This is a genomic window from Erythrobacter sp. CCH5-A1 (assembly GCF_001557115.1).
Taxonomy (GTDB): Bacteria; Pseudomonadota; Alphaproteobacteria; order Sphingomonadales; family Sphingomonadaceae; genus Erythrobacter.
In genome coordinates this window covers 25,875-51,863 of the sequence record NZ_LSKQ01000299.1, presented here as the reverse complement: position 1 = coordinate 51,863, position 25,989 = coordinate 25,875, and the positions used below count along the sequence as shown (strand labels likewise).

Here is a 25,989-nt window from a genome sequence, read left to right as displayed (position 1 = left end):
GTACATCAACCGTTCAACCACCGAGGAACTGTCCGGAAATTAAGGGGCAACTACAAAGATACGCGCGCGTTGTTCTTGCGAGAGGCCGAGATTCGACTGCACAACAACGCAGGCGTGGCGCGGCTCGAGTCCGTTCAAGAACGCCGCCATGCCGGCGCTGTCATCGAGATCGTAGTCCCATGAGCAGTGGCAGAAGCCATGTTCGGTTGCGGCGATGAGGTCCTGGTGTGGTCCGGGCACCGCGTCGCAATAGGTCCCGTAGAGGACATATTCGGAAAAGCGGAAGTTGCCGCACAGAACCTGCGCCCAGTTCTTTCCCGTCGTTTCTTCGATACGTGCGATCATCCCGCGCATCACCTTGGGCGAAACCTGAATGGCGGGAATGATGTAGTCGTAGCCCGGGTAGCCTATCTCCGGCACGCCGAGGCAGCGCTGCGCGATGCGGTTCCACAGCTGGTGCTGCGGACCGTCACCGCGGCCTGGCGCGCGGAAGAACTTCACCCGGCTGCCCTCAAAGACATCGTCTTCGGCAAGCGCCCGGTGAAAAATCACGTCGCTGTCGACCACCACGACGGCGTCTTCCTCCAATGTGGCGCTGAAGCCGATCTTGATCAGCTGCTGGTAGATCCAGCCGCGCACTGGCATCAGGGGGAAACGCCACCAGATGCGACGTCCCGGCAGGTTGATCTCGATGAACTGCGGGAGGATCGTCTTGCAGTCGATGACCTTGCGCCGGTCGCTCGCATAGTGCTCGAAAAGTGCGTAATCGGAATGGTCGACGAGGACGTAATGGGTAACATCGGGCATGTGCCGATCGATGCTGGCGCAGAGCTTGGCGAAGTCAGCCGTGTCCCCGACGTAGGTTTTCGTAAAGAGGGCGAACGTGCGGCTCATTTCATGCTCCGTATCTGCGATGCAGGCGAAAGCCTGTACGAGCGTTTGGGGGGATGAGGTGGCACTCGCATGAGAGGGGAAGGCGCAACAAGTCGCTGCGGCACATATTGAAGCCGCCATTGCGAGAGCGTTACGCCGGCGCCGGTCACCATCAGCATCCACGCCGCGACACCTTCCCATAGGTGTACGGTAAAGCCGCTGAAGATTACGGCCACCAGAGAGGTTCCGATCGCGAAGGCGGTGCGACGGACGTCCGGAGGAGCGCGCCTGCACTGCACTGCCAGAGCGGCAACCGTGCCCGCATTTGTCAGGAATGATGCGATGGCCATGGGCAATCCCAAGAGCATTGCCGATATCAGCCAGTACGAGTCGACCGATGGATTGACCATCCACTCTGGACGTTCCCAGTCGCGCAGTCCGATCCCGAAGAATGGATTGTTCACGACCTCCGCCCCGGCATATTCCCAGATCAGTTGTCGATAGTAACTGCTGCTCGAGTCGAGCAGAACGTAGCGTGTGAAAACCGAAAGCGGCCCGTTTTGGCTCACCGCCGAAACAGCCAAATAGGCAAGAAAGAAATAAATCCCGGCAGTGAGGAACACCGGAAACTTGCTGATGCGCTGAACCCAGTTCATCACCATGAACGTCACGCATAGTATGAAAGCAATGATTGCCCCGGAACTGACGGAAAAAATGCAACCAAGCGAAACCATGATAGCGAATATCTTGGTGGTCATCCGACGCGGCAGATACCACGCCAAGGGGATGGTTGCGGCCAAGAAAACGCCGCCCAGAATGGGGTGGGGAAACGGTCCGGCGGCGCGATACAAACCGAAGCGCGTTTCGTCCTTAACGCGCTCCATGGCTTTCCCCAGCAAGTCGGCGAGAAATGGGCGGAGGATAAGGCGCCCCTGCAGCGATTCCACCGCCATCATTGCCGCTGCCGCCGCGAACCCGGGGAGCACTGCCAGGAAGTAGACGCGGAAATTGTCGGGACTTCGCAAGGTTGCTCGGCCGACGAGATAGGCCAAAGCGAAGTCGGCGCCTCGCGAACCCCCTGTCACGATCGCGGCGGTGATCGACTCCGTCACGAGCAATGCGATGATGTGCCAGATGGCGGCAATGGCTACGAAGAGATCGATCAGGTTCAACCTCGGAACATGCTTGAAAGCCTGCGATATCGCGAAGGGCGCGAGCACAAAAAGGAACGCTCGGTAGGGGAAGAGGTCTGCTCCTGCGACCTCCACCGTCAATTCGCGCGGCATGAGGCACGCATAGGTCAGCAAGATCGGAACCCACACGTGGGACGGGATCGCGGAGAAGAATGACTGCGCTTTGCGGGGCGCGGGGCGTGGAGCGGCTTGGCGCTGCGCGGGCACCACGAAGTCTGTCACGCCACCTGCTTGGCGAGCGATCGGACCGGTTGCACCGGACCGGCGTCCCGCAAACGCAGCACCATGGCTCCGGTTCTGGTTCATTTATCGCTCGATCCGACATTGGCACAGCGCGGAAGGCCTTGGGAAATCAATCAATCCTCCATGTCGTCACACAGCCGGTCAGGTGGCCCGGGCGCTATTGTCGCGGGCCCAGACCGATGCCTTCCCGCGTACCCGGTTCCAGCGGGCAAAGACCCGCGAGGCAAGCTTGATCGCGAAGAACACCGCCAGGTCGGAGGGCGCGGCGCCGCTCCGCAAAGCTTTGGACCATCCCCCGCGCTGATTGGTATTCACGAAATGTTGGCTGGGATAGATCTGTCCAACTTCGGCGTTGCCGCTCTGACGGCGTGCCTCGATCCTGATCTGTTCCTGCACTGTGCGCGGGGGACGGACAACCGAGAAGACCGGTTGTCCATTGCTGTCCTCGGCAATGTACCGCATCGCCTCGTCTGGAAACCGGGTATGAATCCAGATATCATCCCCGATGATGGGCGGGAATTGCCCGATCTTGGCAAGTGCGTCCTCAGATAGCCCATAGCAGCCCGCGCCACCCTTACCGGCCTTCGCATAGGGCTGGCGAAGCCATGCGCGATAATAGGCTTTCATGAGAGCACTGCAGCGCGAGAGCTCCATTTGGATCGCCGGAGCTGCAGTCATGACACCCGGCTCACGCAAAGCAGCGGCAAGCGCGGCGAGCGAAGAATAGCTGCATTCGCAATCCGCATCGAGAATGATGCGCGGGAAATGCGAAGCCGCCTGGTTGGCCGCATTTATGGCGCCGGTCTTCGAACCCTTGGGCAGGTCGAGCACGATGGCGTCAGGAGCAACAGCCCGCGCAATTGCCACGGTGCGGTCGTGACAGCCATTTGCGGAAACGATGACTTCCGGGCGAGCATTGGCAGGCGCTCCAGCATAGATTGCCTGTAGGCAGCGTTCGATCACGCTTTCTTCATTATGTGCTGGAATTATTACACAGAATGGTGCCGCGCTCATGCTCTGTTCCGGGTCGAAAAAACTGATGCCATTTCATTCTGATTAACCAGACGGCGGTGGGCGTCCCAAATCCACTTATCCCGGCACTATCGGCCTTGTGTTGCCGCGCTGAGACAGCAGAACCGGCCTCAAGAGGTCAGGCACACGATACCTGAAGCGCCCCACCTCAAACACCCTGCACCGGTGATCTGCCGCATCGAGGTGGCCGATGTTCTAGCATGCAACTCAGCAGGCAGGGGCACAGCGTAACGAGGCCGCAAATCCCGTATCCGGTGTCACGACGAGCCATCGTTGCCATATCGATAGTACGTATACTGGTACGCATAATCCCCGCCTGCCTCAAGTGCCCGGTACTTGGTCAGGACGCTGCCGAGCAGGTTGGCGCCGACCGCGCGCAGACGGTTGATCGAAGTGCTGGCTTGCGCAAAGCTTGTCCGGTTTGCTTCAATCACAAGCACGGTTGCGTCGGCCACCTTGGCGGTTTCAGCTGCGTCGGCAAGGCCCAGCATCGGGGCGGAATCGATGATGACCAGCGAGTATTCAGCGCGGCAAGCCTCGATGAAATCGGCGAAGGCCTGGGAAGAGACCAGTTCCACCGGGTTGGGCGGAATCCCTGCGACGGGGAGGATCGCGAGTTTGTCCATGATCGTCTCGATCTTTGCTTCATCAAAGCTCGCGTGGCCGAGCAGGACTTCGACAAGGCCTGCCTGCGGCCGCTCCATATCGAGCAGATGGTGGATCGATGGCTTGCGCAAATCGGCGTCGATCAGCAGCACGCTGCGCCCGAGCCGCGCAAACAGCTGCGCAAGGATGAGCGCGGTCGTACTCTTGCCTTCGGCGGCTTGGCTGCTCGTGAATTGCACCACCGCGCCGTGGCGCGGCACCGCGAAGTCGATCGTTGAACGGATCGCCGCATAGGCTTCCATCAGCGTGCTGAACTGCTGGCCTGTCTCTTTTGCCAGGTCCTCGACCTTAACAAACGGGGTCTGGCCGAGGAAGGGCAGACCGAGGCGATCCTCGATGTCCTCACTGCGGCGGAACTGGTCAACGAACACCTCACGCAGCATCGCAAGGCCGCCGGCAGCCGCAACGCCCAACACCAGCGCGAGCAGCAGGTTGCGCGTCAGGCTCGGTGCAATTGGCGAGTCGGGCACCATTGCGGTATCGAGCGGGGTGATCGAACTCGACTGAAGGTTCGATGCGGCATTGATCTGGTTGAAGCGATCGAGCAAGTTGGTGAGCTGCGCGCGCAGGGCCTCGGCCTCGCGCTCGAGGCCGGTGTATTCGACCTTCTTGTCTTGCTCTACCAGAGCGTCCGAAGTCACCGAAGCCAGTTCGCGCTGCATCGCTTCCTCTTGCTGCCGTGCGACCACGAACTGCCCGCGGATCGATGCCTTTACGTCGGCCCCGGTGCGTTCGATCTGCTGGTCGATCAGCGACAGGCGTGAGCGGATGTCGGCGATTGCGGGAAAATCGTCATTATAACGCTGGCGCAGCACCGAAAGCTCGGCGCTGAGCTTGGCGCGCTCTGCGGTCAATTCTTGTACGACCGGGCTGCCGAGGACCTCGGGGATCTGGGCGGCCGGCAAGTTCGAGATCGCGCGCCACTTTTGCTCGGCGGCAATCCGGTTGGCACGTACCTCAGCGAAGGTCTCGTTCACGCTGGACAGGTTGGCGCCAACGATGGTGCTCGAAGCACCTTCTTTGTCGCTGCCCATCGTTTGCTGGGTGACGATCCCTGAATTGCGGGCATAGGCATTCGCGGCGAGTTCGGAATCGTTCAGTCTGGCGCGGACCTGCTCGATCTGCTTGAGCAGATATTCGCGTCCATAGGCGTTGCTGTCGATACTGCGCCGCACATCGGTCTGGACGAAAGCCTTGGCATATCCATTGGCGATCTCGGCTGCGAGCGTCGGTTCCTCGGAGGTGACGCTGATCGCAATGATCTGCGATTCGGTGGGCAGGGTCGCAGTGACGCTGCTCTGCAAGATTTGCGCGGCAAGCTTGACCTTGTCTTCTTCCCATTGCGCGTCGGTGCGGTTGGCGGGACGGCCCTCATCGACGTCGGCCCCGAGGAGATCGTTGCGCTTGCCGAGGTTGAGCTCACGGGCGACCTGTTCGGCGAGACTGCGGCTCTGCACAATCTCAACCTGGGTTTGCATGAACGCCTTGATCTCGCTCGGCGAAACGATCTGGGACGAAGCGTCTCCTTCCACGATCTTGTTGCCCCACGGCGAGACACGGACTGTCGCGGTTGCCTCGTAGGTCGGTGGGGTCAGCAGGGTGAACGCGATCCCGCCCATGAGAGCCAGCACCAGCACGCTGCCGATCAGCCAGCGCTGCCGGAACAGCGCGCCGCGGAGCCAAGCAACATCGAACTGCGGGCCCTTGGGCTGCTCGACATAGTTTGCTGGAAGGTACTGGTCGCCCCAAACGCTGACGCTGGTGGGCTCCGAGGCCTCAATAAAGGAGCGTTCGTTCATTCAATCAACATCCGTTTTGGGCGCACTCTGGACTGGCGCGAGGGATAGGCCATTCGCTAGACGCACTTCAGCCTACCCAAATCAGGCAAGCCGGCAGCTGTTCATCGGACTCCAGCCGCCGCAAAGATACCGAAAGCAGGCAGTGCCTTCAGCAAATCCTCCCAGAACACCGAAAGCCCATCGGTGCCCATGACCACCCGATCGCCCGGTTCAAGCACCGGATCGAGCATCGTGCCACGCCGAACCTGCTGGTAGTCAAACTTGGCAATCATGATCCCCTCCGGGCTTTCCCGGAAGACCGCCACCTGCTCGACCTTGGCGACCCGCTTGGGGCCAGAAGCAAGCGCAATCGCAGTCGACAAGCGTGCGCCGGGCTGGAAGCTGTAGACGCCCGGCTTTTCGACCGCCCCCTCAACGGTAACCAGATGCGATGCAAATTCAGTGACATTGACGCTGACCATCGGCGATTTCAGGCCGAGCGCGGCGAAGCGGCGCGTCAGGTCTTCTTCAAACTGCTTGGCGGTCATGCCAACAGCCGGGATCGAGCCGAGCATCGGCAGCGAGACATTGCCCTCAACCCCGATCCGCAAGCTTTCGACCGAGAGATCAGGTTCGCGGAAGACAGTGACCGAGATCTTGTCGGTCGGGCGCAGCAGATAGACGTCGGGGAGGCTGGTGGAATAGCCGGCCTGACCCAGTTCGCTGACCGGTTGCGTGACCGCAGCGCCGATGTTCGGTTCGGGTGTTGACGCACAGCCCGTCAGTGCCGATGCGGCCCCAATGACCATCGTCATGGCCAGCCCAGCTTTGTACTTGCGTTCCTTCACCTGTCCCTCCTTCATGGCACGAATTCGCTTATACGCTCGATTTCTGCGGTGCAACATTATTGCGGCCTGCTGGCGTACCGATGCCCCCTCCCGCGCTGCCGTGCGTTCCGCTTCGTCCCGGCTTGATGCAACCCTGCACGGGCTGTAACAGCCGGGTCGATCTGAACGACCCTGGCCTGATCAGGAGCAACGTAACGTGGCCACCGCAGCACCCTCGATCCTGAGCTTGATGGCCGCCGGACTCTACACGGTGATCATTGCAGTGTGTCTGTATGCCGCGACGGTCGCAAGGCGGTCCTCTCAGCCGCGCGCACATTACTGGATCTGGGGGCTGATCGGTCTGGGCTTCGGTGCTTTCGCGCTGCTGCGCATCGTCGGGGCCGAGGAAATGCTGCGCATGATGTTGCGTGATCAACTGTCGAACGACGGCATCTATGCTTCGCGGCGTTCCATTCAGCGCCCTGTGGTCATTGTCTTGATGCTCATGTTCGCCGCGTCGATGCTTTGGGGCCTGATGCAACAATATCGCGCAGCGGTGCATGGCAGGCGGAACACCGCGCTCTTCATCGCCCTGGCCGCAGTAGCAACGATGCTGTTTGTGATGGGGCTGCGGATTATCTCGCTCCACCAGGTCGACTGGGTTCTCTATGGCCCTGCCAAGCTTAACTGGTTCCTCGATATCGGCGCCAGCCTGACTGTGGCGGCTGCGGCCGTCTATTATGTTCGGCTGGTTTGGCGGCGTATCTGAACCGCCACGTCAGTGCAGCGATTCAATGATCTGAGCGATCTGGCGGCTGGCAGTGCCATCGCCGTAGGGATTATGGGCCGCTGCCACCCGGCGATAGGCTACCGGATCATCGAGCAGCCGGCTCGTTTCAGCAAGAATGGTCGCGGCGTTCGCGCCAACCAGCTTCGCGGTTCCGGCGGCGACGCCCTCGGGCCGCTCGGTGGTGTCGCGCATCACCAGAACTGGCTTGCCGAGGCTCGGTGCCTCCTCCTGGATTCCACCGGAGTCGGTGAGCACGATGTCGCTCGCCGCCATCATGGCGACCCAGTCGAGGTAGTCGAGCGGGTCGATCAGCGCGATGTTGCCGTGGCCAGCAAGCACCGGACGCATCACTTCGCCGACATTGGGGTTGGGATGGAGCGGGTAGATGATGGCGACATCGTCGCGCGCCGCAAGCGCACGCAGTCCCTCTGCAATCTCCCGCATTCCCGCACCGAAGTTCTCGCGCCGATGGGCGGTCACAGCGAGGATCCGCTTGCCCGCAAAGCGCTCCCTGAGCGGCGCGATTGCAGGGGCGAGCGACGGATCGGCGGCAATCTTCGCCTGTGCAAACATCAGCGCATCGATCACCGTGTTGCCGGTCACATGGATCGCACTTTCCGCAACATTTTCAGCGCGCAAGGCGTCGGCTGCCGTCTCGGTCGGGGCAAAGTGCAGATCCGCTACAACGCCGGTGACCTTGCGGTTCACCTCCTCGGGCCAGGGCGAATAGATGTCGCCGCTGCGCAGACCGGCTTCGACATGGCCAACCGGAATCCGCCTGAAATAACATGCGAGGGTCGCCATCATGGTGGTCAAGGTATCGCCGTGGACCAGCACCCGATCGGGCTTCAACCTGTCCAGAGCCTCGCCAAAACGTGTCAAGATGCGCGCCGAGAGGGCATCCAGCGATTGGCTGGGCTGCATCAGGTCGAGGTCCAGGTCGGGCCTCAGCGAGGCTAGAGCCAGCACGGAATCCAGCAATTCGCGGTGCTGAGCGGTCACCACCACCTGGACATCGAAGCGCCCTGTCTCGCGCAGAGCGGCCACCACCGGGAACATCTTGATCGCTTCGGGACGGGTGCCGAAGGCCACCATGATGCGCGGCTTGCCGAGGGCGGACGTCATCGCCGCAGCATGCCGCGCGTGTCGAACACCAGCTTGCCCGCCAGATCGGCAGGCGACAGATGCTTGAACGCGGTGTGATCGACCAGCACCACCACAATCTCGGACTGACCCAGCGCGGCGTCAAGCGTCACGAGCCGGGCACCCGTGCCGTCGAAAGCCTTGGGCAATTTGTCGGTGAACGGCTCGACCACCAGAATGCGGTCCCCGTGGGTGTGGGCCAGCGCCTCGGCGATCTCGAGCGCGGGGCTTTCGCGGAAGTCGTCGATGTCGGGCTTGAAGGCGAGGCCGAGCAGCGCGACCTTGCCCTCGGGCGCGGCATCGAGCAGCGCGCGGATCTTGACTTCGGTGTGAACCGCCTTGTGGTCGTTCACCTCGCGCGCGGTGCGCACCAGGCGGGCGGCCGAAGGCGCGCCCGATACAAGAAACCACGGGTCGACCGCGATGCAGTGCCCGCCCACGCCCGGGCCGGGCTGGAGGATGTTGACGCGCGGATGGCGGTTGGCGAGGCGGATCACCTCCCACACGTCCACGCCGATCACGTCGGCGATCATCGACAGCTCGTTGGCAAAGGCGATGTTGACGTCGCGGAACGAGTTCTCGACCAGCTTCACCGTCTCGGCCACACGCGCGGTGGTGTAGAGGCAGTCGCCCTTCACGAAAGAGGTGTAGAGCACCGCAGCACGCTCGGCGCAGGCGGGCGTGACGCCGCCGATCACACGGTCGTTGTGCACCAGTTCGTTGACGATCCGCCCCGGCAGCACGCGCTCGGGGCAATAGGCCAGCGCGATGTCCGCCTCGTCATCGCTGCCGTCCTTGGGCACGACGAGATCGGGACGCAGCTCGCTGATGATGGCGGCCACCCGCTCGGTTGTGCCGACCGGCGAGGTGCTCTCGACGATCACACAAGCACCCGGCAGGATCTTGGGCGCGATGGCGCGGGCGGCGGCCTCGACATAGGTGATGTCGGGCGATTTGCCCTCGCCCAGCGGTGTGGGCACGGCGATCATGTAGAAGCTGGCGGTGGGCACCTCGGTCGAGGCGACCAGTGTCTGCGCCGTGATGGCGTCGTGAACCAGTTTGTCGAGATCGCGTTCCTCGATATGGACGCGCCCCGCATTGACCGTGTCTACGACCTTCTGCGAGACATCCACCCCGCACACGCTCCAACCATAGGAGGCGAGCAAGGCTGCGGTCGGCAGGCCGATGTAGCCCAGACCGATCACCACGACCTGATGATCGGGCGCCGCGTAGCCGAGAGCCTTGCGCCCAAGCGCCTCGGTGGCATCGAAAGGAGCGTTCATGCAGTCATTGTCCCGGTTTTCACACCGGCTTATGGCCGCACAGCCCTTAAGAACGCGTTAGTCATGCCGAGAATCATATCCGTCGCAGCCCGGCCCGGCCCTGCGCCGCGGCCACCCGAGCTATGGCTTATGCCAGTTCATGGCGATCAGAATGACCCTTGGTCCTGTCACGAGATAGCGTCTCCAGAGGCGGCGCGGTTCGCTGAGCAGGCGAAACGCCCACTCCATGCGCAGAAACTGGATAAATCGCGGCGCGCGTGCCTTGCGCCCGATCAGGAATTCGACCGATGCGCCAATGCAGAGGGCCACTCCGACCGTGCCGTCGAGGTTCGCACAGCGATGGGCAATAATCTCGCTTCGCGGCGCGCCGATTGCAAAAAGTATATAATTGAACGTGTTCAATTTTATAAACTCTTCGATGGCGGCGATGGCCGGTTCGTTCGAAAGAACCCCCATGGGCGGAATATGCTGCATCACGTGGACGGCAGGATAGCGCGCGTTCAATTCTCCCAGCATGGCTTCATCGCCACCGATCAAGCCGACTTTGCGACCGTCGAAGTACCCCTCTTCAAACAGCATTGCGGTAAGATCGCTGCCGGTGACGACCTGAAGCCTGACGCCCCGAAACAGCGCCAAGGTCTGCAATACGCGGCTATCACAGGTTCGAATGGTGGCTGCGGCTTGGGCCCGGCGAAACTGCTGCTGGATGCCGTCTTCCAGGGCACCATTCATCATCACGACATGATCGACATTCGGCGTCGTAACAAAAGAAAAGCTTTTCGCCTGAGACAAGCGGTCGAGTTCGGCAGCAATCTGCCGATAACTTTCGTTAACAAAATCAATATCTAGGAAGTTGGTTGTGGGTAAATTAGAGGCCATGGCTGACATCATCTCGTGCTGAGCAGACACCCTCTCTCTCTCCACGGCGGAAAATTAGCTAGTTAGGAGCCAGTAAACTCATCAATACAATCTCGACAACGATAAAATGTTATTGTCAATAAAATAATGATCCGACCCAGCATCCGCACGAGCGCCAATTATCTGATATATTCTACCGAGGGTCGCGTCAGTAAAGATGGTTGAAATATATTACAGCCGGCGTCATAAATTCGAGTGGGATGACATGTTGTTTTTGCTGATGAATGTTCGCCTTCGCGCGCAGTAATGCTCGGCTTGACTATGTCGAAGCGTGGGTCGCTTCGCATGGCGAGCGGGCGACCGCCACTTGGCGACGCCACCGCTATGCCGATGTGAGCATGGCACGATTTGGTCCCCCACCGCCAACCACATGAACATGACCCTTGCAGGACCTGGCAACGAGGTCGTTATGCGGCGTTCTCTGGCGGCAATCATCGGTGGCTACTCGGCCAAGACCTGTCGATAGGCGGCCAGCAACGGAGCGATCTGGTGCTGCCAGCTGAGTTCGTTCACCACCCGCTCGCGGCCATAGGCCCCCATCCTCGCCCGGGCTGCGGGATCATCTATCAGCGCGACAATCTTTTCGGCCATATCGACCGGATTGTTGGCCTCGGCATAGAGCGATGCCTCCTGCGCTGAAAAGCGCCCTTCGGTGACATCGAACTGCACCATCGCCTTGCCGAGGCTCATGTACTCCATGATCTTGTTCATCGTCGACTTGTCATTCATCGCGTTGACCCGGTCGGGGTTGACGCCGAGATCCATGATCGAGAGGACCTCAAGCAATTGCTGATCGGGTGCGCGGCCGGTGAATGTGATGTAGTCGGCAAGGCCGCGCGTCTGGACCATCGCCCGCAATTGAGGCAGCATCGGGCCGCCGCCGACCAGCACGAACTGGATGTCCTCACGCTGCATGTTGCGCACGATATGCTCGACGGCGTCGATCAGCAGGTCGATCCCCTCCTGCTCGCCCAGCACCCCCACATAGCCGACCATGTGCGCGCGGCCGTTTTTCCATGTTTCGACCGGATCAACCCGCTTGAGCTGCGACAGGTCTGGGCCCGAGCGCACCACATGGACACGCTCGGGTGCCATGCCGCCGCGCTCTATCGCGATCTTGCGATAGGAGCCGTTGGTGGCGATCGACACATCCGCCGCCCGGTAGGTCAGCTTTTCGAACAGGACCATGAGACGCCAGAAGAACCCGCGCTTGTTGAACTTCGCCTCGTAAAGCTCAGGGCTGATATCGTGGTGGTCGAAGATGTAGCGCACGCCCAGAGCCTTGAACGGCAGGGCGACGAGGAAGATCAGATCGGGCGGATTGCAGCCCTGGATCACGTCGATGCGGCGCTTCAGATGGATTTTCCACGCCAGCACCGTTTCCCACAACAGCGCCGCGCCATATTCGGCGAGGAAGCCGATCGCGCCCTTGGCTTCGAGCGGGAGCGGGTGGCGGTGGATTTCGATCCCGTCGATCACCTCGAAGCGGCGCTCGTAACCCTTGCCGGTCGGGCAGATGATCGAAACATGCGCGCCTGCGGCCTTGAGCGTGCGCGCCTCCTGCCACACCCGCCGGTCGAAGGGCAGGGGGAGGTTCTCGACCACGATCAGCACATGGCGGCCCTTGAGCGGCTCGCCCGGGATGATCGCTGGGATGCCTTCTTCGGCGCTATGCGTTGCGGGCTGGTTCATCGTCAGGCGATACAGCTGGTATCGACGACGTTGGCGGGGTCGATACCGAGCGTGTCGATCAGCCGACTGGTGGCGATGATGCGGGCATAATCGCGGCTTACGGCCGTCTGCTTGTCGACCATCAACCCGTCGATGCGCGGCAGCACCGAATAGGCATAGCCGAGGTTCTGCCCCACCAGATTGTCGGGCGCGACCCTGGGATCGTAGATGTCGAGATCATAGCCCGCCTCGAGCAGCTTGCGCGCCATGTCGACCGCCGGGCTCTCGCGCAGATCGTCGGTCTCCAGCTTGAAGGCGAGGCCGACCAGCAGCACCTTGGCCCCCGGTTCGAGGCCTTTGGTCGCGTGCAGGAACTGGTGATGCTTGTGCGCTTCGTTCGATCGGATCAGCGAATCCACCAGATGCGTCGCCGAGCCGGTATCTGCCGCGATATACTGGAGCGCGCGCACGTCCTTGGGCAGGCACGACCCGCCGAAAGCGCCGCCGGGGCGGGTGTAATAGGCGCTGAGGTTGAGCTTGGTGTCGCTCTTGAAGATCGCGTGGACTTCCTTCGCGGAAATGCCGAGGTTCTGGCACACGCGCCCGATCTCGTTGGCGAAGGCGACCTTCACCGCGTGCCACGAGTTGTCGACGAACTTGGTGATCTCCGCCTCGCGCAGGCCGACTTCGAAGAGCGGTGCCTCGATGCCCTCGTTGAGCTTCGCCATGTTGGCGGACAGCTTTCCGCCGAGTGTGCCGATGACGATCTTGGGGGGATGGAAGAAGTCCTCGATGGCCGAGGCTTCGCGCAGGAATTCGGGGTTGTAGACCAGCTCCACAGCAGTTTCGGCAGCCTTGCCGAGGTGGCTCTGGATGATCGGCCAGATGATGTTCTCGCAGCTGCCCGGACGCATGGTCGAACGGTAGGCAAGCGTCAGCGGAGCCTTGCGGTCGGGCTTCAGGGCGGCGGCGATCGCGCGGGTGACCTGCGCGATATAGCTCATGTTGTGCGCGCCATCGACACCACTCGGGGTGCCGACGCAGACGATCGCGATATCCGCGTCGTCGAGTTCGTTCGTCAGGTTGGTCACAGCCGAAATGCGGCCATCGGCATGGGCAGCGGCGATCAGCTCATCGAGCCCGGGTTCGTAAACCGGCGCACGGCCCGAATTGAGGGCGGCGACCTTGGCTTCGCTGACATCGACCCCGATAATCGTGTGGCCCTGGCTGGCGATGCAGCCGGCCGCAGTCGAGCCGACGTAACCCAGTCCGAATATGGCAACTTTCACGATCGATCCCTCAAGGTGCGACCCTTCGGACGGCGGCTCCGCGTAGCAAGTGCTTTTCCGCGTTGCAATGCACAAGGGCGATCCGGTGCGATGAAAGTGCCGGCAGCTGCGGCGTATCTTTCGAGGCACGGGCTGGCAATGTCGAGACTTGCCCTCGGTCGGGCAGCTTGCTTAAGCGGGGGCAAAGGGAGAGACACATGAGCCAATCTTCGGGGCCGCTTGCCGGCCTTCGTGTTCTGGAATTCGCCGGGATCGGGCCGGGGCCGCATGTCGCGATGCTGCTCGCCGATCTCGGCGCCGAAGTGGTGCGGGTCGATCGGCCGGGCGGGCGGCCGACCAACCCGGTGGTGGAGCGTGCAAGGCACCGGCTGGCGGTGGACCTCAAGAGCGACGAGGGCCGCGCGGATGTGCTCGCCGCCGCGGCCAATGCCGATGTGCTGATTGAAGGCTTCCGCCCCGGCGTCATGGAGCGTTTGGGCCTCGGGCCCGAGGTGCTCCTCACAGCCAATCCGCGCCTTGTCTATGCCCGCATGACCGGCTGGGGGCAGGACGGGCCGCTCGCGCAGGCCGCGGGGCACGACATCAACTACATCGCCATCACCGGCGCGCTCGCCGCCGTCGGCAAGCCGGGTGAGACCGCGACCCCGCCGCAGAACCTCGTCGGCGATTTCGGGGGCGGGTCGATGTATTGCGCCTTCGGGATCATGGCCGCGCTCTACGAACGCGAGAAGTCGGGCAAGGGCCAGGTGGTCGACGCCGCGATCGTCGACGGGGCGACCAGCCTGATGAGCTTCTTCTTCGGCGTGCGGGGCGTGCCGCACCTCTCCACCGAGCGGGGCAAGGGCATGCTGGGCGGGGCGGCGCATTTCTACCGCTGCTTCACCTGCGCCGACGGCAAGGAGATCAGCCTCGGTTCGATCGAGCCGCAGTTCTATGCCGAGATGCTGGCGCGGGCCGGCGCACCGGCCGAGCTGGCAGAGGGGCAGATGAACCCGGCCAACTGGGACGACTACGCCGCGAAGCTGGCGGCGCTGTTCCTGACCAAGACGCAAGCCGAGTGGTGCGCCCTGCTCGAGGGCACCGACGCCTGCTTCGCCCCCGTGCTCGGGATCGAGGAGGCGCGCGATCATCCGCACATGAAGGCGCGCGGGGCCTATCTCGAGCATGATGGCACCTGGCACACCGCCCCCGCGCCGCGCTTCAGCCGGACGCCGGGCGCGGTGCGTTCGAGCGCCGACGACGGGGCCGAGGTGGTCGCGCGCTGGGCGGAGGCAGGCTGATGGCGGGCAAGTTCTTCGAGGAATGGCAGGTCGGCGAGCGGATCGAACACCCGATCCGCCGCACCGTGACCGAGACCGACAACCTCCTGTTCTCGACGATGACCCACAACCCCCAGCCGCTCCACATCGACGTCGAGGCGGCGAAGGCAAGCGGGTTCGGGCAGATCCTCGTAAATTCGACCTTCACCTTCAGCCTGCTGGTCGGGCTGTCGGTGGGCGAGACGACACTGGGCACGCTGGTCGCCAACCTCGGCTTCGACAAGGTGGTTACCCCCAAGCCCGTCTTCATCGGCGACACCCTGCGTGCCACCTCCGAGGTCAAGGAGCTGCGGGAGAGCAAGTCGCGCCCCGATGCCGGGATCGTCACCTGGGTCCACGAGATGCACAACCAGCGCGATGAAGTGGTGTGCCGCTGCGAGCGGTCGGCGCTGATCCGGCGCCGGGGGTGAACAATTCGCGCCCCTGCTGTGTAACCCTCCCGAAGGAGGACCCATGGCCAAGGGCAAGCAAGCGGACAGCATCGGCGATGTCGTGGGCGGCATCGAGGATATCGCGGAGAAGCAGGACAAGGTCGCGATCGACGACCTGCTGGATGAATTCGGCGACCGCTCCTTCGCGCCGCTGATGCTGATCCTTGCGCTGGTCGGGATCACCCCGGTCGGCGCGATCCCGAGCGTGCCGACGATCCTCGGGGTCTGCATCGCGGTGATCGCCGCACAGATGGCATGGGGGAGGGAGCATGTCTGGCTGCCGAAGTTCGTCACCCGGCGCGGGATCAAGTCCAAGCGGCTGGCCAAGGGCAAGGACAAGTTCGACAAGGTTGCCGATGTCATGGACAGCATCGCCAAGCAGCGGCTCAAGGCGCTGGCGAGCGGTCCGGCGCGGCGGATCGTGGCCGGGCTGATCGTGGTCCTGTGCCTCGCGCTGCCGGTGCTCGAACTGGTGCCCTTCGCGGCGGCTGCACCGTTTCTTGCCGTGGCAATCCTCAGCCTCGCGATGATGGTGCGCGATGGGCTGGTGCTGCTGATCGGCGGCGCAGTGGCGTTGGCGGCGCTGGCTTACGGGGTATGGTGGTTCGTCGCCTGAAGCGGACAAAGGTGACACCGTGTCCACTTTGGTGCCTTGAAAATTCTACTTAAAAACATATGGTTGCAAGCTAAAAAAGTTAGCGGACAAAATGTTTTGCCGCGCGAAAACTGGCGTTTCGGCAGGTGCCGGTGCGCAAGTAAAGGGGGCTCACGATGCGAAAGAACGCGCCCGGATAGCCGATCTGCGCCGTGTAGGAAAATCTACTCAGCCGCCCGCACCTCGCCGCCGAGTGCCTGCCACAGCACGATCCGCGCGCGCTGCGCCCGGCCGAGCGCGGCTGCCGCCGCCTCGCCGCTCGAATCCGCCGCGCGGCGGGCTTCGAGCACGTCGAGGAAGCTGGCGAGGCCGGCGCGGTAGCGGGTTTCGGCAATCGCGGCGGCGCGGGAGAGCTGGTCGCGCTGGGTGATCGTCAGCGCCGCTTCGGCATCGGCGGCGGTGACCACGCCGTAGGCGGCCTCGGCATCGCCCAAGGCCTGATAGACCGCGCCGCGATAGGCGGCAAAGGCGGCGCGCTTGTTCGCGGCGGCTCCGTCGATCTGCGCGGCCACCCGACCGAAATCGAGCAGCGGCCCGGCAATCCCGCCGGTGAGCGTGCCGACCACGGAATCATCGAAGAAATCCGCCGGGCGGAACGAGAGCAAGCCGATCACCCCAGACAGCGTGATGCGCGGGAAGCGCGCGCGTGCGGCAGCGGCGAGATCGGCGTCGGTCGCGGCGAGCTCGGCAGCGGCGGCGGCGACGTCGGGCCGGTTGGCGAGGAGATCGGAGGGCAGGCTCGCGGGCGCTGCCGCAGGCGCGAGCGCCGGGGCGGGTCCAGCAAGCGCGGCGCGCACGGTGGCGGCATCCTGCGCGGTCAGCGTCACCAACCGGCCGACGAGCTGCGCGCGCTCGCTTTCGAGCGCGGCGAGGCGGGTGGCGGAACCGCTCGCGGTCGCCTCGGCACGAACGCGGTCGAAACCGGGGGCGATGCCGGCATCCTCGCGCACCTTGGCGAGCCCGGCGAGCTGGCGCGCGGCCTCGCCGTCGGCCTTGATCGCCGCGGCGCGCGCATCGAGCACGCGCCAGTCGGTGACGCTCGCGGCGATCTCGGCGAGCAGCGCGAGGCGCACGCCCTGCGCCTGCGCGGTGGCGCCGTCGATCCGGGCGAGCGCGGCGCGTTCCTGCGCCTTCAATTGCCCGAAGATGTCCGGGTCCCAGCTCGCTGTAATGTTGGCACCGTACGAGGTCTGCTCGCGCGGGATGAAGCCCTGCTGGCCCGCCTGCCCGAACTGCGCCGGGTTGATGCGGTTGCGGGTGACGCTGGAATCGGCGGTGATGTTGGGCAGGCGCGCCGCCCCCGCGCCCCGGGCTCCGGCGCGCGCGGCGTCGATCCGCGCGGCGGCCTCGGCGAGGTTGGGTGCATTGGCGAGCGCGGCCCGCGAGAGCGCGGCATAGGCCGGGTCGCCGTTCGGCATCAGCGCGGCGAGCGCGGTGCCGGTCGCGGCCTCAGGCTGGTTGAAGAAGGCGCGCGGTAGCTCCGGCGTCGGCGTGGCGACCTCGGGCACGCTCGCGCAGGCGGCGAGCATCATGGGGAGCAGCGCGGCCCCGATCACAGGCAGGCGGCGCATCGCCTCAGCCCTCCGTCTTGGCGGGGGCACCCGCCTTGGCCGGGATGAAGGCGTCGATCTGCTGGCCGACGCGGAAGGCCTCTGACGGGGGCAAGGCGTAGATCAGCTGGAGCACGCGCACATCGACGCGCTCGGCGGCCGAGTTGGTGAGCGAGCGCTTGGGCACCACCTGCGGCTCGGCGCGCACGAAGGTGGCCTTGACGTGCAGTTCGGCCGCGCCGCGCGGGCTGATGACGGCAGGCTCGCCGATGGCGACGCGGCTGACCTCGTTCTCGTCGATATCGACGCGCACGTGAAGCGGGTTGGTCTCGCCCATCTGGATGAAGGGGGTCGAGTTGCCGCCGCCCTGGGTGGAGACGAACTCGCCCGAGCGGATGTTGACCGCGAGGATCTCGCCCGCGATTGGTGCGCGGACCACGAGGCGCTCGATCTCGGTGCGCGCGGCGGCGGCGGCGGCCTGCGCAGAGGCAAGACGGGCGCGGGCGAGGCCGAGGCGGGTGGTCGCGGCGGCTTCCTCGCCCTCGGCGCGGATCACTTCGGAGCGGCTGACCGCAGCGGGATCGGCGAGGCCGCGGTAGAGCGCGAGCTGCTGGCGCGCGGTCGCCTGCGCGGCGCTTGCCTCCGCGATCGCGGCGCGGGCTTCGGCGATGGCGGCGGTGGACTGCGCGAGGCTCGCCTGCGCGGCGCGGGCGTCGACCGTGAAGAGCACGTCGCCCTTGGCCACGCGGTCGCCCGGGCGCACCCGGACATCGGTGACGAGGCCCGACAGCGCCGAGCCGATGTCGATGATCTCGCTGGCGGGTTCCACGATCCCCGCGCCGGCGACCCGCGCTTTGCCGGCGAGGTCGCCGACCGCCTTGGGCGGCTGCTCGGCAGGCTCGGCGGTCGAGCGGTCGGGCAGGCCGACGAGGATCAGCCACGCGGCGATCGCAAGGCCGATCACCGCGAGCGCGGGGAGGATCTGGCGGGCAAAACTCAGATTGCGGAGCATGGCGTCCTCGGCGGGTTCTGTTGGGAGAGAGGGGAGGGGGTATCAGTGGTCATCGGGCATCTCGGTGCCGTCATGGGTGATGCGCCCGTCTTCGAGCACGATGATCCGGTCGGCGAGATCGAAGATGCGGTTGTCGTGGGTGACGATGATGCAGGCGCGGTCGGGGGCGACGGCGACTTCGCGCAGCAGGTCCATGACGCGGCGGCCCGAGCGCGCGTCCAATGCGGCGGTCGGCTCGTCGCAGACGACGAGGCGCGGCTCGTGCACCAGCGCGCGGGCGATGGCGACGCGCTGCTGCTGCCCGCCCGAAAGCTGGCGTGGCAGCTTGTCGGCCTGGTTGCCGATGTTGAGCTTGTCGAGCAGCACCTTGGCCCGCTCGCGCGCCTCCTTGATCGGCACGCCCTGCGCGATCAGCGGCACCGCGGCGTTGGCGGCAGCGTCGATCGAGGGGATGAGGTTGTACTGCTGGAAGATGAAGCCGATGTTCTTGAGCCGGAACTTCACCAGCTCGGTATCGGTCAGCTTGTAGATGTCGGTGCCGAACACGCGCACCTCGCCCTCGGTGGGGTAGAGGATGCCGCACATGATCGAGATGAGCGTGGTCTTGCCCGAGCCGCTCTCGCCCACGACGTAGGTGAGCTCGCCCGGCTGGATGTCGGTGTCGATCCCGTGCAGCACGCGGATGGTGGTCTGCCCGGCCTCGAAGTCGCGGGTGATGCCGCGCGCGCAGATCGCTGCCTCGGGGGCGCAACCGCCGATGGTTGTCGTGTCCATAATCGGGCCCTCGCTCACCGGAACACCGCCGCAGGTTCGGTCCTGAGCACCGAGCGGATCGCGACGAAGCCCGTCAGCGCGAGGATCACCACCACCGCCGCGAGGCTGATCAGCGGGATCTGCCACGGGATGTAGAACCCCTTGAAGAAGGGGTTCGCCCCGAAGCCGCGGATAAAGGCGACCGTGCCGATCACGCCGAGGCCGTAGCCGATCATCCCGACAAGGCCCGCTTGCACGCCGACCATCTGCATGATCTTGGCGTTGGTGACCCCGATCGCCTTCAAGGCGCCGAACTGCTTGATGTTGTCGCGCAGGAACAGGCTGAAGGTGAGGCCGACGATGGCGACGCCGACCACGAAGCCCAGGAACACGGTGATCCCGAAGTTGACCGGGATGCCCGTGTTCTCGATAATGAAGTTGACGCCGGCGCGGGCGAATTCGGCGCGGGTTTCGGCCTTCAGCCCGGTCTCCTTCTCGATCCGCGCGGCGACGCCCTCGGCAGTTTCGCCCGGCGCGATGCCGACCAGCACGAAGCTCAGGCGGTTGCGGGTGCCGGGGACGAAGTTGAGCGCGTTGGAATAGCGGGTGTAGAGCACCACGGTGCTGGTGAAGGACGGGATCGCGTCAGAAATACCCCGGATCACCGCGCGCTGGTCGTTAAGTTCAAGCCGTTCGCCCAGCGGGCTGGCGCCGTTCGAGAACAGGCGGGTGACGCCGACATCGTCGATCACCACGGTATCGGGGGCGAACAGCACGTTCTTGTCGGCGTTGGCCATGCGCTTGGGCAGGCCGATCAGGGTCGCGTCGTCGACGCCGATCACCGCCACGCCTTCAAGGTCGCCGTCCTTGGTCCGCACGTTCGCCTGCGCGCGCAGGTGCGGCACGGCCCATTCGACCCCGGGGATCGAGCGCACCTTGTCGAGCGCGGTGCCCGGCATGGCGTAGCTGACATCGGTGGTGCGGCTGACCGGGTCCATCACCCACACCTGCGCTTCGGGCGCGTTGTAGACCCCGCTCGCCCCGCGTTCGACGAGATTGACGAAGATCGTCATCTGCTGGGTGATGAGCAGAGTGGAAAAGCCGATACCGAACAGCAGCCCATAGAATTTCTGGGCGTCCCCGGTGAGCATCCTGATGGCGATCCAAAGCACTTGGGCGGAACCTTTATCACAAGGTGGGGTTGCGTGAGGGAGAGACTCAGCGCATTATTGAACGGTCGCGTTTAACTGAACGGAGCCGTTCACTTTGTCAATCGGGCATTCAACCGGTCCTGAAAAAAAACCTGTCGGCCGGAAAGCCGGTCGCCCGCTCGATGCCGCCAAGCGCGCGGCCATCGTTGACACGGCTGCGCACCATTTCTTCCACCACGGCTATGCCGCCTCGGCGATCGAGCAGATCGCGGCCGACGCGGGCGTTTCCAAGGTCACGATCTACAACCAATTCGGCGACAAGCGCGCGCTGTTCGCCGCTGCGGTCGAGTGCGAATGCGAGAAAATGCGCGGCCATTTTTCGCTCGAGGCCATGCCGCAGGGCACGATCCGCGAGCGACTGACCGCGATCGGCGAGGCGATCTTCGCCTTCCTGTCGCGCCCGGAAATGATCCAGTTCGAACGCCGCATTGCCGCCGAGACCGAGACCGAGCCCGCCATCGGCCTCGCCTTTCTCGAAGCCGGCCCGTGGCGCATGAAACAGGGATTTGGCGCATGGCTGGCGCATGCCTGCACGCTTGGAGAGCTGGCGATCCCCGATCCCATGCTCGCCGCCGAACAATTCGTGTCGATGTGCAAGGGCATGGGCGATCTGGAACGCCGCTTCGGCGCCAGTGTCAGCGCAGCAGAGCGCGACCGGCGGATTGCGGGCGCGGTCGATGTGTTCCTCGCCGCCTATGCCGCGCCGCAAGATCGATGATTTGCATCGCCGTGTTCGAAAATTAGCATCACCCGCGCGGCCGCGCATTATCTTGCCATTCACCGAGGGGCTCCTACATTGCGAGGCTGACGAAAGGACTCCGCAAGCATGAGCCAGCCAAACGATCCCCAGCCGCAAGGCGATGGCCCCAACCCGTGGGTCAAGCAGCTGATGATCTGGGGCGGGATATTCCTTGCCCTGCTGCTTGTGGTCACCATGTTCGGCGGCGCAGGCCAATCGAGCGGTAACGCGATCCGCTATTCCGATTTCCGCTCCTACGTTGCGGAAGGCAACGTGCAGGACGTGCAGATCAGCAGCGACTCGATCACCGGCACGCTCAAGAACGGCGACAGCTTCACCACGGTGCCGGTCCCGAACGATGTCGAGATCACCAAGCTGATGGAAGAAAACGGCGTGCGCTTCACCGGCAAGCAGCGCGAAAGCCAGAACCTTCTCCTCATCATCCTGCTCAATTCGCTGCCCTTCATCCTGATCCTCGGGATAGCGTTCTTTGCGCTTCGCCAGATGCAGAAGGGCGGCGGCGGCGGCGCGATGGGCTTCGGCAAGTCGAAGGCCAAGCTGCTGACCGAACGTTCGGGCCGCGTCACCTTCGATGACGTTGCCGGGATCGACGAGGCGCGCGAGGAATTGCAGGAGATCGTCGAGTTCCTGAAGGACCCGCAGCGTTTCTCCAAGCTCGGCGGCCAGATCCCCAAGGGCGCGCTGCTGGTAGGCAGTCCCGGCACCGGCAAGACCCTGCTCGCCCGCGCCATCGCGGGGGAGGCGGGCGTGCCGTTCTTCACCATCTCGGGCTCGGACTTCGTCGAGATGTTCGTGGGCGTCGGCGCCAGCCGCGTGCGCGACATGTTCGAACAGGCCAAGAAGAACGCGCCCTGCATCGTCTTCATCGACGAAATCGACGCGGTCGGCCGTTCGCGCGGCCACGGCCTCGGCAATTCGAATGACGAGCGCGAGCAGACGCTGAACCAGCTGCTCGTCGAGATGGACGGTTTCGAGGCGAACGAAGGCATCATCATCATCGCCGCGACCAACCGTCCCGACGTGCTCGATCCGGCGCTGCTGCGTCCCGGCCGTTTCGACCGTCAGGTGGTTGTCCCCGTTCCGGACATCGACGGTCGTGAAAAAATCCTCGGCGTGCACATGAAGAAGGTGCCGCTCGCCCCTGACGTGAACCCGCGCGTGATCGCGCGCGGCACCCCGGGCTTTTCGGGCGCGGACCTTGCGAACCTTGTCAACGAAGCCGCGCTCCTCGCCGCGCGCCGCAACAAGCGGCTGGTGGCGATGCAGGAGTTCGAGGACGCCAAGGACAAGGTCATGATGGGAGCCGAGCGTCGCTCGATGGTGATGACCGACGACGAGAAGAAGATGACGGCCTATCACGAGGCTGGCCATGCGATCGTCTCGGTGCACGAGCCTGCCTCGGATCCGATCCACAAGGCCACGATCATCCCGCGCGGCCGTGCGCTGGGCATGGTGATGCGCCTGCCGGAGCGTGACAGCTACTCCTACCACCGCGACAAGATGCACGCGAACCTCTCGGTCAGCATGGGCGGGCGCGTGGCGGAGGAGATCATCTTCGGCCACGACAAGGTGTCCTCGGGCGCCTCGTCCGACATCCAGTACGCGACCAATCTGGCGCGCAACATGGTGACCCAGTGGGGCATGTCGGAAAAGCTCGGGCCCTTGCAGTACGAGGAGCAGTCCGAAGGCTATCTCGGCTACGGCCAGGCCCAGCGTACCTTCCGTTCGGGCAAGACCAACGAGCTGATCGACACCGAGATCAAGGGCCTCGTCGAAGGCGCCCACCAGCGCGCGACCGAGATTCTGACCACGCACGAGGACCAGCTTCACCTGCTCGCTCAGGCGCTGCTCGAATACGAGACGCTTTCGGGCGAGGAGATCAACGCGCTGCTCGAAACCGGCAAGATCGACCGCCCCGATGCCCCGCGCGGACCGGTGCTGGCAGCACCCGTGCGCGGCTCGGCGATCCCGCGCGCGGGCAAGCGCTTCGGCACCGCCAAGGACAGCGGCGACGAGGCGGCCCAAGGCGCCTGAGACGCGCGCCCGAGGCTTTCACCACCCGATCAACAGAAGGGCGTCCGGAGCGATCCGGGCGCCCATTTTTCAGGCGATTTCAGTGCCCGTTAAGCTGTTCGGCGTCAGCTCAACCTGCGGAGACCACACATGATCGCTACATTTCGTTCACTTGCCACTGCCGCTGCACTCATATCGCTAGCCGCACCGCTCGCGGCGCAGCCTGCCGCATCGCCCGCACCTGTGACGCTCGGCGCGTGGATTGCCCGCGACCAGGAGGTGGGGCGGCTCGCGCCCTCGCCCGAACGCACTGCCGCGCTCGATGGCTTGCAACGCGATGTGGTCGCGGCCTTGCGGGCGGCGCGCGCTGCAGTCGATGCCCAGACCGCTGCTTCCGCCACCGCCGGTCAGCCGGCCGGCACCACCTGCCTGCCGCCGCCGGGCACGGTCGAAATCACTTCGGGCGAGATCGGAAGCTGGATCTACACCCGTCCGCCAAGCGAATACGGTGATGGCCTGGAGCAGGTCATGATACGCTTCCTCGCCTACCGCTTCCCCTGCCGCTGATCAGGCCGGCTGCGCTGACGCCTTGGCGGCAAGCTGCGCCAGCTTGCGCTCGATCCCTTCCCACAGCCGCGTGAAGGCGAGAGCCGCCGGCGAGCGCGGCGCGAAGTCGCCCACCGGCCGGCGGTGCACGGCGCATTGCTCCACTGCGCTGACCATCGGGATCGCCGGCCACGCCGGGTTGGCCTCCAGCGCCTCGAGGTGGAGCGAGCGGCGCCGGTCGATCATCGAGAGCACCGGCAGGATCGGCGGCGCGCGCCTGGTGTTGCGGCGGATTTCCTCGGCCACGAACGCGAAGGCCCGGGCCGACAGCGGCGAGGGCGGCAGCGGCACGATCACCAGCGTCGCGGCGCGCATGACCTGCGCGGAGAGCTCGTTGAGCACCGGCGGGCAATCGAGGATCAGCCGGCCGTAGTTGCGCTCGACCTGCTGGCAGAGCGTCGCCAGCCGGTTCCGCTGCCCCATCCGCATCAGCATCGTGTCCAGTTCGCGCAGGCTGATGTCGGCGGGCAGCAGGTCGAGCCCGGCGTAATTGCTCGGGCAGATCAGCGTGTGGGCCGGAATGTCGCCCGCAAAGAGGCTGCGCGCCTGACGCTTGCGGGGCGTGTCGAGCGCGAACATAAAGCCCGCGCCGTCGGAGGGATCGAGGTCCCACAGCAGCGTGCGCCGCGCCGGGTTCTGCGCGCTGCACCAGGCAAGATTGGTGGCAATCGTCGTCTTTCCGACGCCGCCTTTCGCGCTGTAGACCGCTATGACCGCCATCACGCACTCCTGCGTGTGCTCCTGCGCCGAAGTTAGCTTACCGGCAAGGACCTCGGCAAGGTGTTCCCGGGACGGGACAGGCCGCGCCGCGCCGGTGAACGCGGTCAGAAGGCGCCGATCAGCAGCAGCACCTGCAGGAACAGGATCAGCACGGTCTGGGTGCACAGCAGCAGCACGCACCACCGCCAGAAGGCCGAGAAGCGGCTGAGCCCATAGGCATGGCGCAGCTGCTTGTAGAGGTGCAACGGCGCCGCGATGATGAACAGCAGCGCGGCCCAATCGCCGCCACCCTCGACAGTGCTGAGGATCGACATCACGATGAACAGCAGCGACATGAAACTGAGCGAATAGGTGATGAAGATCGCGTGGTCATAGGACTTGTATTGCCGTCGCCACGCGAACATCAGCCACAGGAACGGCAATGACAGCGGGATCAGCAGCCAGCTGAACTTGTAGCCGTTCGATTGCAGCTTGTAGAGCATCAGGCTGGGGTTCTTCTTCCACTTCTTGATGATGCCCTCGTCGAGGAACTCGATCCCCGTGGCGGAGAAACCCATATCGCTGGTGTCGATTTCCACCGCGCTGCGGGGCTGGGCGTCGAGCACCTTGGTGAGCCCGGTCAGCTCGTTGTCGATCCGGCCGCGCCGCGGATCGCCTTTGGGCAAGCGGTCGCGTTCCTTCTGGAGTTCGGTGATCTGCTTCTGGATCTGGGTCCGGACCACCGAGCCGCTGTTGGTCGCCCCGTCGACCAAGCCCTCGGTCAGGTCGGTCGGCGCCGAGATGCCGACCATCTGGAACACCGCGAACATCGCGAAGACGGTGAACAGGAACATCGCCATCGGGCTGACGAACTTCGCCCGCTCGCCCGCGATGTAGCGCCGGGTCAGCTCGCCGGGCTTGAGCACCAGCAACGGAAGCGTCTCCCACAGCTTGCCGTCAAGATGCAGCACCCCGTGCATGATGTCGTGTCCGATCGCGGCAAGGCTGCGGTGGATGTGGGCCTTCTGGCCGCATTCGGGGCAGAAATTGCCGGAGAACACGGTCTGGCAATTGGCGCAGACGACCGGCCCTGCGGCTTGATGCGCGCCATCGGCATGGGCGTGATCGACGGTGCGGCCGAGCAGCCCGCCCTCGATCGCCGTCCCAATCCCCTCGCCGAAATCGCTCATGCCCAACGCCCCTGCCTGTCAGGGCATATAGGCGCAAAGCGCGCGGGCGCGGAAGCGGCTATTTGCCCCGTGCCCTGTGCTTGC

General features: G+C 64.4%; 23 protein-coding genes. 7 read left to right on the top strand and 16 right to left on the bottom strand.

Annotated features, from left to right (window positions below):
• Positions 1–39: 39 nt before the first annotated feature.
• From AX708_RS18510 to AX708_RS18490, 5 genes are all read right to left on the bottom strand, one after another.
• Positions 40–894 carry a DUF6492 family protein gene (locus tag AX708_RS18510; RefSeq protein ID WP_067490575.1) on the bottom strand — a complete coding sequence of 285 codons (855 nt, stop codon included), beginning with the start codon at positions 892–894 and terminating at the stop codon, positions 40–42.
• Complete coding sequence (locus AX708_RS18505; protein WP_066529701.1) at positions 891–2,288, bottom strand: hypothetical protein; 1,398 nt, start codon at positions 2,286–2,288, stop codon at positions 891–893. Before AX708_RS18505 ends, AX708_RS18510 begins: the two co-directional genes overlap by 4 nt.
• 162 nt (positions 2,289–2,450) lie before the next feature.
• Complete coding sequence (locus tag AX708_RS18500; RefSeq protein WP_066529696.1) at positions 2,451–3,323, bottom strand: glycosyltransferase; 873 nt, start codon at positions 3,321–3,323, stop codon at positions 2,451–2,453.
• Between the two features lie 275 nt (positions 3,324–3,598).
• Positions 3,599–5,806, bottom strand: a complete 2,208-nt coding sequence (locus tag AX708_RS18495) for a polysaccharide biosynthesis tyrosine autokinase (RefSeq protein ID WP_066529694.1) — start codon at positions 5,804–5,806, stop codon at positions 3,599–3,601.
• Between the two features lie 101 nt (positions 5,807–5,907).
• The gene (locus AX708_RS18490) at positions 5,908–6,633 is read right to left on the bottom strand and encodes a polysaccharide biosynthesis/export family protein (protein WP_197426080.1); all 726 of its coding nucleotides are present in this window, start codon (positions 6,631–6,633) and stop codon (positions 5,908–5,910) included.
• Between the two features lie 196 nt (positions 6,634–6,829).
• On the opposite strand from AX708_RS18490, the gene AX708_RS18485 reads away from it, so the two are divergent.
• Complete coding sequence (locus tag AX708_RS18485) at positions 6,830–7,381, top strand: hypothetical protein (protein ID WP_066529693.1); 552 nt, start codon at positions 6,830–6,832, stop codon at positions 7,379–7,381.
• 9 nt (positions 7,382–7,390) lie between these two features.
• Here AX708_RS18485 and wecB read toward each other — a convergent pair whose 3' ends face one another.
• The 5 genes from wecB to AX708_RS18460 all read right to left on the bottom strand — a co-directional run bounded on the left by wecB (position 7,391) and on the right by AX708_RS18460 (position 13,706).
• The gene (gene wecB / locus AX708_RS18480; protein ID WP_066529691.1) at positions 7,391–8,527 is read right to left on the bottom strand and encodes a non-hydrolyzing UDP-N-acetylglucosamine 2-epimerase; all 1,137 of its coding nucleotides are present in this window, start codon (positions 8,525–8,527) and stop codon (positions 7,391–7,393) included.
• Positions 8,524–9,828 (bottom strand): UDP-N-acetyl-D-mannosamine dehydrogenase, encoded by a 1,305-nt coding sequence (wecC, locus tag AX708_RS18475; protein ID WP_082745573.1) that lies wholly within the window; start codon positions 9,826–9,828, stop codon positions 8,524–8,526. Before wecC ends, wecB begins: the two co-directional genes overlap by 4 nt.
• 120 nt (positions 9,829–9,948) lie before the next feature.
• A complete protein-coding gene (locus tag AX708_RS18470; protein WP_156443397.1) occupies positions 9,949–10,737 on the bottom strand; it encodes a WecB/TagA/CpsF family glycosyltransferase in 789 nt (262 codons plus the stop codon).
• 450 nt (positions 10,738–11,187) lie between these two features.
• A complete protein-coding gene (locus AX708_RS18465; RefSeq protein WP_082745572.1) occupies positions 11,188–12,438 on the bottom strand; it encodes a glycosyltransferase family 4 protein in 1,251 nt (416 codons plus the stop codon).
• A gap of 2 nt (positions 12,439–12,440) precedes the next feature.
• Positions 12,441–13,706: a nucleotide sugar dehydrogenase gene (locus AX708_RS18460; RefSeq protein WP_066529689.1), complete on the bottom strand. Its 1,266-nt coding sequence runs from the start codon at positions 13,704–13,706 to the stop codon at positions 12,441–12,443.
• 197 nt (positions 13,707–13,903) lie between these two features.
• Here AX708_RS18460 and AX708_RS18455 point away from each other — a divergent pair, with 197 nt between their 5' ends.
• The 3 genes from AX708_RS18455 to AX708_RS18445 are packed head-to-tail and all read left to right on the top strand — an operon-like array spanning position 13,904 to position 16,072.
• Positions 13,904–14,986: a CaiB/BaiF CoA-transferase family protein gene (locus tag AX708_RS18455; RefSeq protein WP_066529687.1), complete on the top strand. Its 1,083-nt coding sequence runs from the start codon at positions 13,904–13,906 to the stop codon at positions 14,984–14,986.
• Positions 14,986–15,435 carry a MaoC family dehydratase gene (locus tag AX708_RS18450; protein ID WP_066529685.1) on the top strand — a complete coding sequence of 150 codons (450 nt, stop codon included), beginning with the start codon at positions 14,986–14,988 and terminating at the stop codon, positions 15,433–15,435. Before AX708_RS18455 ends, AX708_RS18450 begins: the two co-directional genes overlap by 1 nt.
• Before the next feature lie 43 nt (positions 15,436–15,478).
• A complete protein-coding gene (locus AX708_RS18445) occupies positions 15,479–16,072 on the top strand; it encodes an exopolysaccharide biosynthesis protein (RefSeq protein WP_066529682.1) in 594 nt (197 codons plus the stop codon).
• Positions 16,073–16,275: 203 nt separating this feature from the next.
• Here the strand turns inward: AX708_RS18445 and AX708_RS18440 are convergent, their stop codons facing one another.
• Genes AX708_RS18440 through AX708_RS18425 form a run of 4 tightly spaced genes read right to left on the bottom strand, consistent with a single transcriptional unit; the run spans position 16,276 to position 20,598 of the window.
• Entirely contained in the window at positions 16,276–17,682 is a 1,407-nt protein-coding gene (locus AX708_RS18440) for an efflux transporter outer membrane subunit (protein WP_066529680.1), read from the bottom strand.
• A gap of 4 nt (positions 17,683–17,686) precedes the next feature.
• Positions 17,687–18,673, bottom strand: a complete 987-nt coding sequence (locus AX708_RS18435) for an efflux RND transporter periplasmic adaptor subunit (RefSeq protein WP_066529678.1) — start codon at positions 18,671–18,673, stop codon at positions 17,687–17,689.
• Between the two features lie 42 nt (positions 18,674–18,715).
• Complete coding sequence (locus AX708_RS18430) at positions 18,716–19,447, bottom strand: ABC transporter ATP-binding protein (protein ID WP_066529673.1); 732 nt, start codon at positions 19,445–19,447, stop codon at positions 18,716–18,718.
• A gap of 14 nt (positions 19,448–19,461) precedes the next feature.
• Positions 19,462–20,598, bottom strand: a complete 1,137-nt coding sequence (locus AX708_RS18425) for an FtsX-like permease family protein (protein ID WP_066529671.1) — start codon at positions 20,596–20,598, stop codon at positions 19,462–19,464.
• 94 nt (positions 20,599–20,692) lie between these two features.
• Between AX708_RS18425 and AX708_RS18420 the strand changes: the two genes are divergently transcribed.
• The 3 genes from AX708_RS18420 to AX708_RS18410 all read left to right on the top strand — a co-directional run bounded on the left by AX708_RS18420 (position 20,693) and on the right by AX708_RS18410 (position 23,977).
• Positions 20,693–21,355 carry a TetR/AcrR family transcriptional regulator gene (locus AX708_RS18420; protein ID WP_066529668.1) on the top strand — a complete coding sequence of 221 codons (663 nt, stop codon included), beginning with the start codon at positions 20,693–20,695 and terminating at the stop codon, positions 21,353–21,355.
• A 108-nt stretch (positions 21,356–21,463) separates the two neighbouring features.
• Complete coding sequence (ftsH, locus tag AX708_RS18415; RefSeq protein ID WP_066529666.1) at positions 21,464–23,431, top strand: ATP-dependent zinc metalloprotease FtsH; 1,968 nt, start codon at positions 21,464–21,466, stop codon at positions 23,429–23,431.
• A 129-nt stretch (positions 23,432–23,560) separates the two neighbouring features.
• Positions 23,561–23,977 carry a hypothetical protein gene (locus AX708_RS18410; protein ID WP_156443396.1) on the top strand — a complete coding sequence of 139 codons (417 nt, stop codon included), beginning with the start codon at positions 23,561–23,563 and terminating at the stop codon, positions 23,975–23,977.
• Here the strand turns inward: AX708_RS18410 and AX708_RS18405 are convergent, their stop codons facing one another.
• Both AX708_RS18405 and AX708_RS18400 read right to left on the bottom strand, forming a co-directional pair.
• Positions 23,978–24,736 (bottom strand): ParA family protein, encoded by a 759-nt coding sequence (locus tag AX708_RS18405; protein ID WP_066529662.1) that lies wholly within the window; start codon positions 24,734–24,736, stop codon positions 23,978–23,980. It lies immediately after the preceding gene.
• 104 nt (positions 24,737–24,840) lie between these two features.
• A complete protein-coding gene (locus AX708_RS18400; protein ID WP_066529660.1) occupies positions 24,841–25,905 on the bottom strand; it encodes a DUF3667 domain-containing protein in 1,065 nt (354 codons plus the stop codon).
• Positions 25,906–25,989 lie beyond the last annotated feature (84 nt).